This is a genomic window from Streptomyces sp. NPDC107575, from assembly GCF_055657265.1.
Map to the genome: position 1 here is coordinate 546,341 of NZ_JBVKBG010000004.1, position 13,186 is coordinate 559,526.

Here is a 13,186-nt window from a genome sequence, read left to right on the forward strand (position 1 = left end):
AGCGCGACCATGTCTTCCGCGTCCGCCGCGGGCGCCGAGAAGCGGACCGAATCCGGGTCCGAGACCGTGTTCGCCGTGCGCAATCTGTGGAAGGTCTTCGGGCCGAAGGCCGAACGCGTGCCGGACCAGGCCGACCTCGCCGATCTGAGCGCCGCCGAACTGCGGGCGAAGACCGGCTGCACGGCCGCCGTGCGCGACGTCTCGTTCGACGTGAAGAGGGGCGAGGTCTTCGTTGTCATGGGCCTGTCGGGCTCCGGCAAGTCGACCCTCGTACGCTGCCTGACCAGGCTCATCGAGCCGACCTCCGGCACGCTGGAGATCGACGGCGAGGACGTCCTCGGCATGGACAAGTCCCGCCTGCGCGAACTGCGCCGCCACCGCGCGGCCATGGTCTTCCAGCACTTCGGGCTCCTGCCGCACCGCACGGTCCTCGACAACGTCGCGTACGGCCTGGAGATCCAGGGCGTGGGCCGCGCCGAGCGCCGCGCGAAGGCCATGGAGGTCGTCGCGAAGGTCGGCCTCGACGGCCTGGAGCAGCGCCGCCCCGGGCAGCTGTCCGGCGGTCAGCAGCAGCGCGTCGGCCTGGCGCGCGCGCTCGCCGTCGACCCCGAAGTCCTCCTGTTCGACGAGCCGTTCAGCGCGCTCGACCCGCTCATCCGGCGGGACATGCAGGAGGAGGTCGTGCGCCTGCACCGCGAGGAGGGCCGCACGATGGTCTTCATCACCCACGACCTCCAGGAGGCGCTGCGCCTCGGCGACCGCATCGCGCTCATGCGCGACGGCAAGGTCGTCCAGCTCGGCACGCCCGAGGAGATCGTGGGCGCGCCGGCCGACGACTACGTCCGCGAGTTCGTCCGTGACGTGCCGCGCGAGCAGGTCATGACCGTACGCAGGGCCATGCGGCCCGCCGATGCGGACGAGGCGGACCGGGGTCCGTCGATCGAGGCGGATGCGACGGTTTCGGAGGCGATCGAGGCGGTTGCTTCCAGCGGGTTCGCGGTGCGGGTGGTGGAGCGGGGTGAGTGTGTCGGCGTGGTCGACCATGAGCTGCTGCTGGGTGTGGTGGCGGGGGTTTCCTCTGACACCGGCACCGTCCCTACGCCGCGGGGCTCTGCCCCGGACCCCGCGCCTCAATCGCCGGCGGGGCTTGATTTGCCTGAGTCGGCCGACGAGGAGGCCCCCACCCCGGGTGACCCCGACGAGGGGACCGTCTGATGGCTGCTGCCGTAACGGCCGCTCCGGCCACCAGTACCGCTGAGCAGTCCCGTCCGCTGTGGCGCAACCGCGCCCTGGGCAAGATCGTGCTGCTCGCCGTCGTCGCCGCGGTCCTCGTCCCGCTGGCCCACGCCAAGTGGTCCAGCGGCACCTGGCCGCACGCCCTCACCGTCGACCTCACCACGCCCCTCGGCAACGCCACGGACTGGGTGATCGACAACCGGGACAGCCACCCGCTGTTCCTGTACTTCTTCGGCTACATCAGCAACGCGGTCGTCCTCTCCGTGCGCGGCGTCTACCTGGTCCTGCTCGCCGCGGGCTGGGCCGGCGTGACGGCGGCGGCCGGCCTCATCGCCTGGCGCGTGGCCGGCTGGCGCCTCGCCGCGTCCGCCGTCGTCGCGTTCCTCGCCTGCGGCGTTCTCGGCATGTGGGTGCCCACCATGCAGACGCTCGCGCTGATGGTGATCGCCGTGCTCGTCTCCGTGCTGCTCGGCGCCGTCCTCGGCCTCGCCGCGGGCCTGAGCGACACCATGTACCGGGCCCTGCGCCCCGTACTCGACACCATGCAGGTGCTTCCGGCCTACGCGTATCTGCTCCCGGTCGTCCTCGTCTTCGGCATGGGCGTCCCGGCCGCCGTGCTCGCCACGGTCGTCTACGCCGCCCCGCCGATGGCCCGCCTCACCGCGCTCGGCCTGCGCTCCGCGGACGGCGGCGTGATGGAGGCCGTCACCTCGCTGGGGGCCACGGCCCGCCAGCGCCTCTTCTCGGCGCGCCTGCCGCTGGCCCGCAAGGAGCTCCTCCTCGGCCTCAACCAGACGATCATGATGGCGCTCTCCATGGCCGTCATCGCCTCCGTGATCGGCGCGGCCGGTCTCGGTGACCGCGTCTACCAGGCACTCGCCTCCGTCGACGTCGGCGCCGCGCTCGCGGCCGGCATCCCGATCGTGCTGCTCGCCGTCATCCTCGACCGGGTCACGGCCGCGGCGGGCGAGCGGATGGGCGCGCACGACACCGCCCCGGCCCCGTGGAAGTGGGGCGTCGTCGCGCTCGGCACCGTGGTCGTCGCCCTCGCGACCCGCTTCATGGACCGCCTCGACTGGCCCGACGCCTGGACCGTCAACATCGCGACGCCCGTCAACGACGCGGTCGACTGGATGACGGACCACCTGTACTCCGGCGTCCCGTACATCGGCGGCACCGCCGACTGGGCCGCGCACTTCACCACCGGCATCCTCAACCCGGTGCGCGACGGCCTCACCTGGCTGCCCTGGTGGTCGGTGCTGCTGATCGTCGCCGCGCTCGCCTGGCTGATCGGCACGTGGCGCACCGCGCTCACCGCGGTCCTCGCCATGGCCGCGATCGGCGTCCTCGGCGTGTGGAAGCCGTCGCTCGACACGCTGTCGCAGGTCATCGCGGCCGTCCTGGTCACGCTGGTCCTCGGCGTCGCGATCGGCATCGCGGCGGCCCGCAGCGAGCGTCTCGAACGACTGCTGCGTCCGGTCCTCGACGTCTTCCAGACGATGCCGCAGTTCGTGTACCTGATCCCGGTCGTCGCCCTCTTCGGCGTCGGCCGCGCCCCGGCCGTCGCGGCCGCGGTCGTCTACGCGCTCCCCGCCGTCGTACGCATCACGACGCAGGGCCTACGACAGGTGGACCCGGCCGCGATGGAGTCGTCCCGCTCGATGGGCGCGACCACGTGGCAGCAGCTGCGCCAGGTCCAACTCCCGCTCGCGCGACCGGCGTTGCTCCTCGCCGTCAACCAGGGCGTCGTCCTGGTCCTCGCCGTCGTCATCATCGGCGGTCTGGTCGGCGGTGGCGCGCTCGGCTACGACGTCGTCTTCGGCCTCGCCCAGGGCGACCTCGCCACGGGCCTCGTCGCGGGCGCCGCGATCGTCTGCCTGGGCCTGATGCTGGACCGGGTGACGCAGCCGACGCAACGTCGCGAGAACGCCGGAAAGGGGGCGTGACATGCGCCGAACTCGTAAGACGATGACGGCGGTCACGGGTGCGCTGCTCCTCCTGACGGCCACCGGCTGCGGAGCGGCCGACATGACCAAGCAGGCCTCCCCGTACGCCAACGCGCAGGGCGCCAAGACGGTGACCCTCTCGGTCCAGTCGTGGGTGGGCGCCCAGGCCAATGTCGCCGTGGCCCAGTACCTCCTGGAACACGAACTCGGCTACCGGGTGGACACGGTCCAGGTGGACGAGGTCCCGGCCTGGGACGCCCTCAGCCAGGGTCGCGTCGACGCGATCCTGGAGGACTGGGGCCACCCCGACCAGGTGCAGCGCTACGTCAAGGACAAGAAGACGATCCAGCCGGGCGGCGACCTCGGCGTCACCGGTCACATCGGCTGGTTCGTCCCGACGTACTTCGCGAAGAAGCACCCGGACATCACCAACTGGAAGAACCTCAACAAGTACGCCGACCAGTTGAAGACGGCGGAGAGCGGCGGCAAGGGCCAGCTCATCGACGGCTCCCCGTCGTACGTCACGAACGACAAGGCGCTGGTCAAGAACCTGAAGCTGAACTACCAGGTCGTCTTCGCGGGCTCCGAGGCCGCCCAGATCACGCAGATGAAGCAGTTCGCCAAGGCGAAGAAGCCCTTCCTCTCGTACTGGTACACGCCGCAGTGGCTCACGAAGCAGGTGCCGATGACGGAGGTGAAGCTGCCCAAGTACAAGGAGGGCTGCGACGCCGACCCGGAGAAGATCACCTGCGCGTACCCGACGACGCCGCTCCAGAAGTACCTGAACACGGACTTCTCCAAGAACGGCGGCGAGGCGGCGCAGCTCCTGAAGAACTTCAAGTGGACGACGGACGACCAGAACGAGGTCTCGCTCCTGATCGCCGACAAGAAGCTCTCACCGGAGGCGGCGGCGAAGAAGTGGGTCGACACGCATCGCTCCACGTGGAAGCAGTGGCTTCCTAAGAAGTAGCCACACCTGTCCCCGCCCGAGGCCCCGACCGCATCCCGCGGCCGGGGCCTCAGCCGCGGCGCACGCGGTCCAGGAAGCGGGTCCAGGCGTCCGGTTCGGCACTGAAGCTCGGCCCTTGCGGCCCGAGCTTCGAGTCACGGACGTGGATACGGGTGGGGGTGCGGGCGGCTTCGAGGCAGTTGCCGCCCTGGTCATCGCTGTAACTGGACTTGAACCACGTCAGGTTGGCGTTCACGGTTCCTGCGCCACCTTTCTGATGAAGTCGACCGATTCCCCGGGGCCGAGGGCATGCATGCGGATCATGTCATGGGCACGCATGAGCGCACTGACCTTGTCGGCGTCCGCGTACAGGGTGCTGGTCTCCGGCGCCTCCACGTACGCGTAGCGCTCGTGGTCATCCGTCTCCAGCAGCACGACAGCGCCCCGGAGTGCGACGCCGTAAGCCCGCCCGAACGGCAGCACCTGAATGAGCACGTTCCGCAACTCGCCGACGCCAAGCAGGTGTTGAAGCTGCCGAGCCATGACGTCCCGGCCGCCCACGGCCGTGCGGAGTGCAGCCTCGTACAGCACGAAGCTGAACATGACGCCGGTCCGCGAGGTGAGGGCTTCCTGCCGCTTGAGGCGCCCGGCGACACGTTCCTCGACGGTCTCGTCGTCGAGCGGCGGCGAACTGGCGCCGATGAGCGCCTTCGCGTACTCGGGGGCTTGGAGCAACCCGGGTACGAGCAGAGGCTCGTAGGAGGTGACGGCAATCGCGTCCTTCTCCAGGGCCATGTACTCCTGGGACCGCTGCGGGTGCGGCTCCGGCTTCAGGTACTCCTGCGCCGCGAGGATCTTCCCACCCGCACCGCACAGTTGATCCGCGATCTGAAGCAGCCGCAGGGTCGGCTTGCGGCGCCCGTTCTCCATGGACTTGACGTATTCGCAGCCGTAACCGGCCTCCTTGGCGAGTATTTCGCGGTCGACCCCCGCTTCGGTGCGCCACATCTTGATCTGGCTGCCGCAGTACCGCCACGCGAGATTGGTCTCCGTCGACGTCGCCATGCGCACGCACTCCTCAACCGGGGTCACGGGAGGTACAACTACCCGCTGTACCCGGGCCGTTACTCCCGAGGTTACGCGCGGGAGGCGAGCGTGGGGGCCATGCAAGCAACCCCGCGCCCCACGGCGATCCCCCAGGACATCGAATGGCGCTTCCCGCGCCACGCGCGCAGCGTCGCGAGAGCTCGCCGCCTCTTCCGCGAACAGGCCACGTCCTGGGGGCTACCGCCCGAGACGACGGAGACGGCGGAACTCCTCCTCAGCGAACTGATGACGAACGCGTACCGCCACGCGAAGGTCCCACCGGGCCGTGAGATCCGGGCTCGCGCGTTCCTCGATGGCGGCCTCCGAGTAGAGGTGACGGACGCGAGCCCGACGCTCCCGGAGCTGCGCACGCCGTCCGTGGGGGAGGAGTCGGGCCGGGGCCTGACCTTGGTGGTGCTGCTCGCGGACGCGTGGGGAACGCGGCCGCGCGAGGCCGGCGTGGGCAAGACGGTGTGGTTCGAACTGGGGTCTACGTCCTGACGACAGGCCGCACTGCATAAGCTCTGGCCATGACCTTCGGCCCGCCCCCGCCAGCTTTCGGCCCCGCGGCAGCGCAGCCGGAATGGTTCGCTCCGACACCCGTGGAACAGCGCCTGTACGAGGCGAAGGCACGGGGGCACTGGACGGCGTACTACGAAGTGCTGGCCGGGGCCGACCTGTTCTTCCGGGTGGTCCCGGACGAGAGGGGCGAGCTGGTGCCCGACCTCCGGGAGGACCCGCGGACGGGGGCGCCCGTGCTGTACCTGTGTACGGACGGCATGCTCCCCGTGCCATCGGCGGACCAGCTCTTCAAGCTCGCGTCGCTGAAGGCGTTCAAGGACTGGGGCGACGTCCCGCTCACCCTCGTCGTGGACGTGGGCAGTCCCTGCGAGGGGGTGCTGTACACGGCGCCCCCGCACAACGCGCCCTGGCTGGCGATCGCCCGGCGGGCGGGCAACCCCGACTTCTCCGGCACGGTGCGCGCCCTGCGGGTCGGCGGCCCGCTGCACGGGCCGGTCGCGCACGGCCTCGCGTGCGGGGCCCTCATGAGCGTGAAGAACGGCTACCTGTGGAACGCCCTGGGCTTCCACGGCAACGGCTACGAAACCGAGTGCGAACAGCTCGAACGCTGGTGGGGAGTGACCTCACGCGCCGAATGGCAACGCTCGCTCCGGCGACTGCTGGCCCGCGAAAACCTCAGCCCCGTCTGGGAGTTCGCACTCGACCTGCGCCACAGCATCGCCCGGGACTTCGGCGGACACGTGGAGACGGAGTACTGGCGGGAGGCTGCGGCGAACGTCCTGCGCGCACGGTCCGAGGGCGCCACGGTCCTCACCCCGGACGGCGTCACCCGCACCGACCCCCGCCCCGAGTCCGAGGTCCGCGCACAGATCGCGGGCGTCCAGCACCTCATCGGCCGGATCACCCGCTACGAGGCCCGGATGCGCGCGGACGGCATCCTCGCGGAGGGCCGGTACGTCCGCTCGGTGGACGCGTGGGACCTGGGGCGCGGCGCGAGCATGGCCTGCTGGGGCGTCGGCGCGCGCTACGGCACGGTCGAGGAGGCCGAACGCGCGGTGGTCGAGGCGGGCGAACAGTCCGCGGCGACGTACTACTCCTGGGAGGACTTCTCCTCTGGCTACATCCTTGGCCGCTGCCTCCACTTCGACGAGGAACGCTTCGGCAGCTGGTACAAGGAAATGCTCACGTGCCACCGCGTCCTGACAACGGACCCGGCCAGCCCTTGGCTCAACATCCCCTTCAACTAGGGAAGCCGGGCGAGTGACTGTGACGCGTGAGGACGCATGGGCGGCTCTGAGCCGTCACAGTTCCCCGAATCACAGTCCCCGTACAGGTCCCGCCCTGTTCTCAGCGCAACCCCTCCGCCATCTCCCGCACCGCCCCCATCGCCCTCCGCTGCAACCCCGGCCCGAACGTGACCCGGGTCGCGCCCAACTCGCCCCACTCGCGCGGCGACGGGCCGCCAGGTGGGGCGCCCACGTTGATCGGGCCCTCGATGCCGGCGCGCAGGGCCGGGACCGCGTCCGCCGGGGCGCCGATCGGGTAGACGCAGTCCGCGCCCGCGGCGACGTACAGGCGGGCCCGTTCGATCGCCTCGGTGATCGGGTCCGACGCGCCGCGGATGAACACGTCGATGCGGGCGTTGAGGACCACGGTGGTGCCTGCCGCCGCGCGGACCTCCGACAGCCAGGAGGCTTGCTGTTGTGGGGAGTTGAGCGTGCCGTCGGGTGACGAGTCCTCCAGGTTGCAGCCCACCGCGCCCGTCTCCAGGAGGCGTTCCACCAGTTCCTTCGGCGGGAGGCCGTAGCCGGCCTCGATGTCGGCCGACACCGGCACCGACACCGCCCGCACGATCCGCCGCACCGCCGCGAACATCTCGTCCGCCGGCGTCTGCCCGTCCTCGTAACCGAGGGATGCCGCGACCCCGGCGGACGGCGTCGCGAGGGCCGGGAAACCGGTCTCCTCGAAGACGCGGGCGCTCGCCGCGTCCCAGGGACCAGGGAGGACGAGCGGGTCGCCGGGGGAGCGGTCGTGGTGCAGGGCGCGGAGCGTATCGGCTGCGCTCGGACTCACCATGCGGGGCCTCCTGGTTCGATGCGGCGGCTGACCATCAGCCGGTTCCAGGTGTTGATGACGGTGATCGTCGCGATGAGGTGGGCCAGTTCGGGGGCCGTGAAGTGCTTGGCCGCCGACTCGTACACCTCGTCCGGGACACCGTCGTGCGTCAGGAGGGTAATCGCCTCCGTCAGGGCGAGTGCAGACCTTTCCCGGTCGTTGAAGGCCGCGCCCGCCTCCCGCCACGCACCCAGCATCGCGATGCGCTTCGGGCTCTCGCCGTACGTGTCGACCGCGATGTCCACGTGCATGTCCAGGCAGAACGCGCACTCGTTCAGCTGCGAGGCGCGGATCGACACCAGTTCCGCGAGCGCCGGGTCGCCGAGGCCCTTTTTCGCCGCCGCGCTCAGCGACTGCATCGCCGCCCGGACCCCGGCGTCCAACTCCCGTGTACGAACCGTACGAACCGTCACTTGAAGTCGCCCGGCGTGTAGTGGCCCGGCGACTGGCGGGTCGAGACGCCGAAGCGGTTCCAGGCGTTGATGACCGTGATCGCGGCGATCAGCTGGGCCAGCTCCTTCTCGTCGAAGACCTTCGCCGCCTTCTCGTACACCTCGTCCGGCACGAAGCCGTCGGTGAGGACCGTGATCGCCTCGGTCAGTTCGAGGGCCGCGACCTCCTTCTCCGTGTAGAAGTGCTTCGACTCCTCCCATGCGTTGAGCTGGATGATCCGCTCGACGCTCTCGCCCGCCGCGAGCGCGTCCTTCGTGTGCATGTCGAGGCAGAGCGCGCAACGGTTGAGCTGCGAGGCGCGGACCTTGACCAGCTCGGCGATCTTGGGGTCCACGCCCGCGCGGGCGGCCGCGTCGAGCCTGATCATCGCCTTGAAGACCTCGGGGGCGTGCTGGTGCCAGTCGAGGCGCGGGGTGTGCTCGTGCATGTACGGGGCGTTCTCGGTGGTGCCGTTCTCGTTGTTCGTCATGCTTCGACCCTACGGAGGAAGCGGCCCAGGAGTATGGTCCATTTACGTGGAAGAATCTTGGGCCAATTCGGCGTCCGGTCGGGCGCTCGGCATCGATCTGCACCTCGACCCCGGCCCCTCCGGAGGCGTACGTCGAGGGCTCACCGACGCGCTCCGCGAGGCCGTACGCGGCGGGCGGCTCGCCCCCGGCACCCGGCTGCCCGCCTCCCGCACCCTCGCCGTCGACCTCGGACTCGCCCGCAACACGGTCGCCGACGCCTACGCCGACCTCGTCGCCGAGGGCTGGCTCACCGCCCGGCAGGGCTCCGGCACCCGGGTCGCCGAGCGGCCGGGGCGGGCGCCCACCCCGGCCCGGCCCACGAACCGCGTGCCCTTCGGCGGGTACCGCTACGACCTCCAGCCCGGCCGCCCCGACCTCGCCTCGTTCCCGCGCGCCGAATGGCTGAAGGCCGCACGGCGTGCCCTGACCGCCGCCCCGAACGACGCCCTCGGCTACGGCGACCCGCGCGGCCGCCCCGAACTGCGCGCCGCCCTCGCCGGCTACCTCGCCCGCGCCCGGGGCGTACAGGCGTCGCCGGAGCGGATCGTCGTCTGCGCCGGGTTCGTGCAGGGCATGATCCTGCTCGGCGAGGTGCTGCACCGGCGCGGCGTGCGCGACGTCGCCGTCGAGTCGTACGGGCTCGACCTCCACTGGGAGTACCTGACCCGGCCGGGACTCCGCACCCGGCCGCTGCCCTTCGATGAACAGGGCGCGGACGTACGGGAGTTGACGGACGAAGGGGTCGCCCTGCTCACCCCCGCCCACCAGTTCCCCCTCGGCGTCGCCCTGCACGCCCGCCGCCGCGCCGCCGCCGTCGACTGGGCGCGCCGCACCGGCGGGCTGATCCTGGAGGACGACTACGACGGCGAGTTCCGCTACGACCGCCAGCCCGTCGGCGCCCTCCAGGGCCTCGACCCGGACCGCGTCGTCTACCTCGGCACCGCCAGCAAGTCCCTCGCCCCGGGCCTCCGGCTCGGCTGGATGGTGCTGCCCGCGCCGCTCCTCGACGAGGTCGTCGAGGCCAAGGGCTACACCGACTGGTCCTGCGGCGTCCTCGACCAGCTCACGCTCGCCGAGTTCCTGGAATCCGGCGCGTACGACCGTCATGTGCGCGCCGCGCGCCTGCGCTACCGGCGCCGCCGCGACCAGCTCGTCGCCGCCCTCGCCGAGCGCGCCCCCGACGTCCGCGTCAGCGGCATCGCCGCAGGACTGCACGCCGTACTGGAGCTGCCGCCCGGCACCGAACGGTCCGTGGTGCAGGCCGCCGCCTGGCAGCGCCTCGGCGTCAACGGCCTGGCCGCCTTCCGGCACACGGACGCGACGGCGCAGGCGCCGGACGCCCTGGTCGTCGGCTACGGCACCCCGCCCGATCATGCGTGGCCGGGAGCGTTGGATACGCTGTGCCGCGTCCTGCCCTAGGGCAGGACACACGCACGTACACGCACGCAACGGGGGAGAACGTCATGACGGACAACACCACGCAACGACGGATGCGCTCCGGCACCGTCGCGCTCGGCGGCGTCGGCCTGCTGGCCGCCGCGCTCACCGCCTGCTCCTCGGGCTCCGGCTCGGACGTCGACAAGCGCTGCATCGACCGCAACAGCTACAACGCGGGCAAGGGCTACAAGGTCGTCTCCGACAAGTACTGCAAGTCCACGTCCTCGTCGACCGGCAAGTCCTCCGTCAACGGCGGCTGGTACTACGGCGGTTCGAAGAAGAGCGGCTCCCGCGTCGGCGGCGGCTCCTTCTCCAAGCCCTCCGGCGGAGGCGGTGTCACCCGCGGCGGCTTCGGCAGCGGCGGCAAGGGCGGAAGCTCCGGCGGCTGAGCCCGGACGGCCCGAGAAACCCATGAAGCGACACACCATCACCCCACGCCCCGGCTGGCAGCAGACCGTCGAGGAACAGGGGCTCATCTACCCGCTCACCCGCTACCCCGACGACTCGCTGCGCCCCTACTGGGACGAGAGCGCCTACTACGAGTTCTCGCTCCCCGAGGTCGAGGCGCTCGAAGAGGTCGTCGAGGAACTGCACCGCATGTGCCTCGCCGCGGCCGAGCACATCGTCCGCCACGACCGCTTCGCCGACCTCGGCATCACCGACCCGCGCGTCGCCGCTGCGGTCGCCGAGGCCTGGGAGCGGCGCGCCGAACTCCCGTCCGTCTACGGCCGGTTCGACCTCCGCTACGACGGAACAGGCCCGGCGAAGCTCCTGGAGTACAACGCCGACACCCCCACCTCCCTGGTGGAGGCCGCGAGCCCCCAGTGGTTCTGGATGGAGGAGCGGTTCCCCGGCGCCGACCAGTGGAACTCGCTCCACGAGCGGCTCGTCGACGCCTGGAAGAAGCAGGCCGCGCTGCTCCCGCCGGGCAGCCCGCTCTACTTCGCCCACTCCTCCGCCGACGAACTCGGCGAGGACCTGATGACCGTCGGCTACCTGAAGGAGACCGCCGAACAGGCGGGCCTGGACACCGACTGGATCTCCATGGAGGAGATCGGCTGGGACAGCATCTCCGAACGGTTCGTCGACAACCAGCTCGGGTACATCCGCAGCTGCTTCAAGCTGTACCCGTGGGAGTGGCTGACCACCGACGCGTTCGCCGAGCACGTCATCGCCGGCCTCGACAACGGCGGCGGCACGGGTACGACGATGTGGATCGAGCCCGCCTGGAAGATGCTGCTCAGCAACAAGGCGCTGCTCGCCGTGTTGTGGGAGCTGTACCCGGACCACCCGAACCTGCTCCCCGCCTACCTCGACGGCCCCCGCGAACTCGCCGCCGCCGACGGCCCCGGCTACGTGTCCAAGCCGCTGCTCGGCCGCGAAGGCGCGGGCGTCACGATCCACGCGCCGGGGAGCACGCCGGGGGAGCCCGAAGAGCCCTGCTGCTACCAGCAGTTGAGCGAACTGCCCGACTTCGACGGCAACCGCGTCGTCCTCGGCGCGTGGGTCGTCGAGGGCGAGGCGGCCGGCCTCGGCATCCGGGAGTCGGCGGGGCTGGTGACGGACGAGTACGCCCGCTTCCTGCCCCACGTCATCCTGTGAGCCGTACGCGGACGGGGCGGGCCTACGCCCCGAGTACCGCCCTGAGCTGATCGAGCCCCCAGTCCAGATCGTCCTTGCTGATCACCAGCGGCGGGGCGATCCGGATGGTGGACCCGTGGGTGTCCTTCACCAGGACCCCGCGGTCCATCAGCTTCTCCGAGATCTCCCGGCCCGTCCCGAACGACGGGTCGATGTCGACGCCTGCCCACAGCCCGCGTCCGCGCACCTCGGTGACCTTCCCCGTCCCCGTGAGCAGGCCCAGCTCGGCGTGCAGGTGTTCGCCCAGCTCCGCCGCCCGCTCCTGGAACTCCCCGGTGCGCAGCATCGCGATCACCTCCAGGGCGACCGCGCACGCGAGGGGGTTCCCGCCGAACGTCGAGCCGTGCTCGCCCGGCCGGAACACCCCGAGCACGTCCTTGCCCGACACGACCGCCGACACCGGCACGACCCCACCGCCGAGCGCCTTGCCCAGCACGTACATGTCCGGCACGACGCCCTCGTGCTCGCAGGCGAACGTACGACCCGTGCGGCCGAGGCCCGACTGGATCTCGTCGGCGATGAAGAGGACGTTCCGCTCGCGCGTCAACTCCCGTACGCCCGCCAGGTATCCGGGCGGCGGGACGAGCACGCCCGCCTCGCCCTGGATCGGTTCGAGGAGTACCGCCACCGTCTCGTCCGTGACGGCGGCGCGCAGCGCCTCCAGGTCCCCGTACGGGACGATGTCGAAGCCCGGCGTGTACGGGCCGTAGTCGGCGCGCGCCTCCTGGTCGGTGGAGAAGCTGACGATGGTCGTCGTGCGGCCGTGGAAGTTGTCGGAGGCGACCACGATCCTGGCCCGACCGTCCGGTACGCCCTTGACCCGGTAGCCCCACTTCCTGGCGGTCTTCACGGCGGTCTCGACGGCCTCCGCGCCCGTGTTCATCGGCAGCACCATCTCCATGCCGCACAGCTCGGCGAGCTGCGTGCAGAACGCGGCGAACCGGTCGTGGTGGAACGCCCGCGAGGTCAGCGTCACCCGCTCCAGCTGGGCCTTCGCGGCCTCGATCAGGCGGCGGTTGCCGTGCCCGAAGTTCAGCGCCGAATAGCCGGCCAGCATGTCGAGATAGCGGCGCCCCTCGACGTCCGTCATCCACGCGCCCTCGGCGGTGGCGACGACGACGGGGAGCGGGTGGTAGTTGTGCGCGCCGTGGTCTTCGGCGAGGGCGATTGCTGCGTCGGTGGCACTCACGGGATCTCCGATCGTCGCGGCTCTGCGGTGAGCGGGCCGAGGGTGTGGAGCGGGGCTTGTGGCCCCTTCCTATCGTCGCTCGCGATGTGGACGTGGAAACCTC

The 13,186-nt window shown here is 71.0% G+C and carries 14 protein-coding genes; 8 read left to right on the forward strand and 6 right to left on the reverse strand.

Features of this window, described 5'->3' with window-relative positions:
• Positions 1-9: 9 nt before the first annotated feature.
• The 3 genes from ACZ7L4_RS22130 to ACZ7L4_RS22140 are packed head-to-tail and all read left to right on the forward strand — an operon-like array spanning position 10 to position 4,152.
• Positions 10-1,215, forward strand: a complete 1,206-nt coding sequence (locus ACZ7L4_RS22130; protein WP_472104818.1) for a quaternary amine ABC transporter ATP-binding protein — start codon at positions 10-12, stop codon at positions 1,213-1,215.
• Positions 1,215-3,182 carry an ABC transporter permease gene (locus tag ACZ7L4_RS22135; protein ID WP_472104820.1) on the forward strand — a complete coding sequence of 656 codons (1,968 nt, stop codon included), beginning with the start codon at positions 1,215-1,217 and terminating at the stop codon, positions 3,180-3,182. The genes ACZ7L4_RS22130 and ACZ7L4_RS22135 overlap by 1 nt, the downstream gene beginning before the upstream one ends.
• A gap of 1 nt (position 3,183) precedes the next feature.
• Positions 3,184-4,152, forward strand: a complete 969-nt coding sequence (locus ACZ7L4_RS22140; RefSeq protein ID WP_472104822.1) for an ABC transporter substrate-binding protein — start codon at positions 3,184-3,186, stop codon at positions 4,150-4,152.
• Positions 4,153-4,201: 49 nt separating this feature from the next.
• On the opposite strand, the gene ACZ7L4_RS22145 is transcribed toward ACZ7L4_RS22140, so the two are convergent.
• Both ACZ7L4_RS22145 and ACZ7L4_RS22150 read right to left on the reverse strand, forming a co-directional pair.
• Positions 4,202-4,387 carry a DUF397 domain-containing protein gene (locus ACZ7L4_RS22145; RefSeq protein WP_472104824.1) on the reverse strand — a complete coding sequence of 62 codons (186 nt, stop codon included), beginning with the start codon at positions 4,385-4,387 and terminating at the stop codon, positions 4,202-4,204.
• Positions 4,384-5,196, reverse strand: coding sequence for a helix-turn-helix domain-containing protein (locus ACZ7L4_RS22150; protein ID WP_472104826.1), 813 nt, complete (start codon positions 5,194-5,196; stop codon positions 4,384-4,386). Before ACZ7L4_RS22150 ends, ACZ7L4_RS22145 begins: the two co-directional genes overlap by 4 nt.
• A gap of 99 nt (positions 5,197-5,295) precedes the next feature.
• Between ACZ7L4_RS22150 and ACZ7L4_RS22155 the strand changes: the two genes are divergently transcribed.
• Complete coding sequence (locus ACZ7L4_RS22155; RefSeq protein ID WP_472104828.1) at positions 5,296-5,718, forward strand: ATP-binding protein; 423 nt, start codon at positions 5,296-5,298, stop codon at positions 5,716-5,718.
• A 101-nt stretch (positions 5,719-5,819) separates the two neighbouring features.
• Entirely contained in the window at positions 5,820-6,986 is a 1,167-nt protein-coding gene (locus tag ACZ7L4_RS22160) for a DUF1266 domain-containing protein (protein WP_472104829.1), read from the forward strand.
• Positions 6,987-7,086: 100 nt separating this feature from the next.
• Here the strand turns inward: ACZ7L4_RS22160 and ACZ7L4_RS22165 are convergent, their stop codons facing one another.
• The 3 genes from ACZ7L4_RS22165 to ACZ7L4_RS22175 are packed head-to-tail and all read right to left on the reverse strand — an operon-like array spanning position 7,087 to position 8,776.
• Complete coding sequence (locus ACZ7L4_RS22165) at positions 7,087-7,815, reverse strand: isocitrate lyase/PEP mutase family protein (RefSeq protein ID WP_472104831.1); 729 nt, start codon at positions 7,813-7,815, stop codon at positions 7,087-7,089.
• Positions 7,809-8,213: a carboxymuconolactone decarboxylase family protein gene (locus ACZ7L4_RS22170; protein WP_472105638.1), complete on the reverse strand. Its 405-nt coding sequence runs from the start codon at positions 8,211-8,213 to the stop codon at positions 7,809-7,811. The genes ACZ7L4_RS22165 and ACZ7L4_RS22170 overlap by 7 nt, the downstream gene beginning before the upstream one ends.
• Before the next feature lie 50 nt (positions 8,214-8,263).
• Positions 8,264-8,776, reverse strand: a complete 513-nt coding sequence (locus tag ACZ7L4_RS22175; protein ID WP_472104833.1) for a carboxymuconolactone decarboxylase family protein — start codon at positions 8,774-8,776, stop codon at positions 8,264-8,266.
• A gap of 46 nt (positions 8,777-8,822) precedes the next feature.
• Here ACZ7L4_RS22175 and pdxR point away from each other — a divergent pair, with 46 nt between their 5' ends.
• The 3 genes from pdxR to ACZ7L4_RS22190 are packed head-to-tail and all read left to right on the forward strand — an operon-like array spanning position 8,823 to position 11,855.
• Positions 8,823-10,235 carry a MocR-like pyridoxine biosynthesis transcription factor PdxR gene (gene pdxR / locus ACZ7L4_RS22180; RefSeq protein WP_472104835.1) on the forward strand — a complete coding sequence of 471 codons (1,413 nt, stop codon included), beginning with the start codon at positions 8,823-8,825 and terminating at the stop codon, positions 10,233-10,235.
• 44 nt (positions 10,236-10,279) lie between these two features.
• Complete coding sequence (locus ACZ7L4_RS22185) at positions 10,280-10,642, forward strand: hypothetical protein (RefSeq protein ID WP_472104837.1); 363 nt, start codon at positions 10,280-10,282, stop codon at positions 10,640-10,642.
• Between the two features lie 22 nt (positions 10,643-10,664).
• Positions 10,665-11,855: a glutathionylspermidine synthase family protein gene (locus ACZ7L4_RS22190; RefSeq protein ID WP_472104838.1), complete on the forward strand. Its 1,191-nt coding sequence runs from the start codon at positions 10,665-10,667 to the stop codon at positions 11,853-11,855.
• Positions 11,856-11,877: 22 nt separating this feature from the next.
• Here ACZ7L4_RS22190 and rocD read toward each other — a convergent pair whose 3' ends face one another.
• Complete coding sequence (gene rocD, locus ACZ7L4_RS22195; protein ID WP_472104840.1) at positions 11,878-13,083, reverse strand: ornithine--oxo-acid transaminase; 1,206 nt, start codon at positions 13,081-13,083, stop codon at positions 11,878-11,880.
• Positions 13,084-13,186: the final 103 nt, after the last annotated feature.

Excerpts from the sequence above, each read along its gene's own strand:
- ACZ7L4_RS22130 (WP_472104818.1), top strand. The coding sequence starts at position 10 with ATGTCTTCCGCGTCCGCCGCGGGCGCCGAGAAGCGGACCGAATCCGGG.
- ACZ7L4_RS22135 (WP_472104820.1), top strand. The coding sequence starts at position 1,215 with ATGGCTGCTGCCGTAACGGCCGCTCCGGCCACCAGTACCGCTGAGCAG.
- ACZ7L4_RS22140 (WP_472104822.1), top strand. The coding sequence starts at position 3,184 with ATGCGCCGAACTCGTAAGACGATGACGGCGGTCACGGGTGCGCTGCTC.
- ACZ7L4_RS22150 (WP_472104826.1), bottom strand. The coding sequence starts at position 5,196 with ATGGCGACGTCGACGGAGACCAATCTCGCGTGGCGGTACTGCGGCAGC.
- ACZ7L4_RS22155 (WP_472104828.1), top strand. The coding sequence starts at position 5,296 with ATGCAAGCAACCCCGCGCCCCACGGCGATCCCCCAGGACATCGAATGG.
- ACZ7L4_RS22165 (WP_472104831.1), bottom strand. The coding sequence starts at position 7,815 with ATGGTGAGTCCGAGCGCAGCCGATACGCTCCGCGCCCTGCACCACGAC.
- ACZ7L4_RS22170 (WP_472105638.1), bottom strand. The coding sequence starts at position 8,213 with ATGCAGTCGCTGAGCGCGGCGGCGAAAAAGGGCCTCGGCGACCCGGCG.
- ACZ7L4_RS22175 (WP_472104833.1), bottom strand. The coding sequence starts at position 8,776 with ATGACGAACAACGAGAACGGCACCACCGAGAACGCCCCGTACATGCAC.
- ACZ7L4_RS22185 (WP_472104837.1), top strand. The coding sequence starts at position 10,280 with ATGACGGACAACACCACGCAACGACGGATGCGCTCCGGCACCGTCGCG.
- ACZ7L4_RS22190 (WP_472104838.1), top strand. The coding sequence starts at position 10,665 with ATGAAGCGACACACCATCACCCCACGCCCCGGCTGGCAGCAGACCGTC.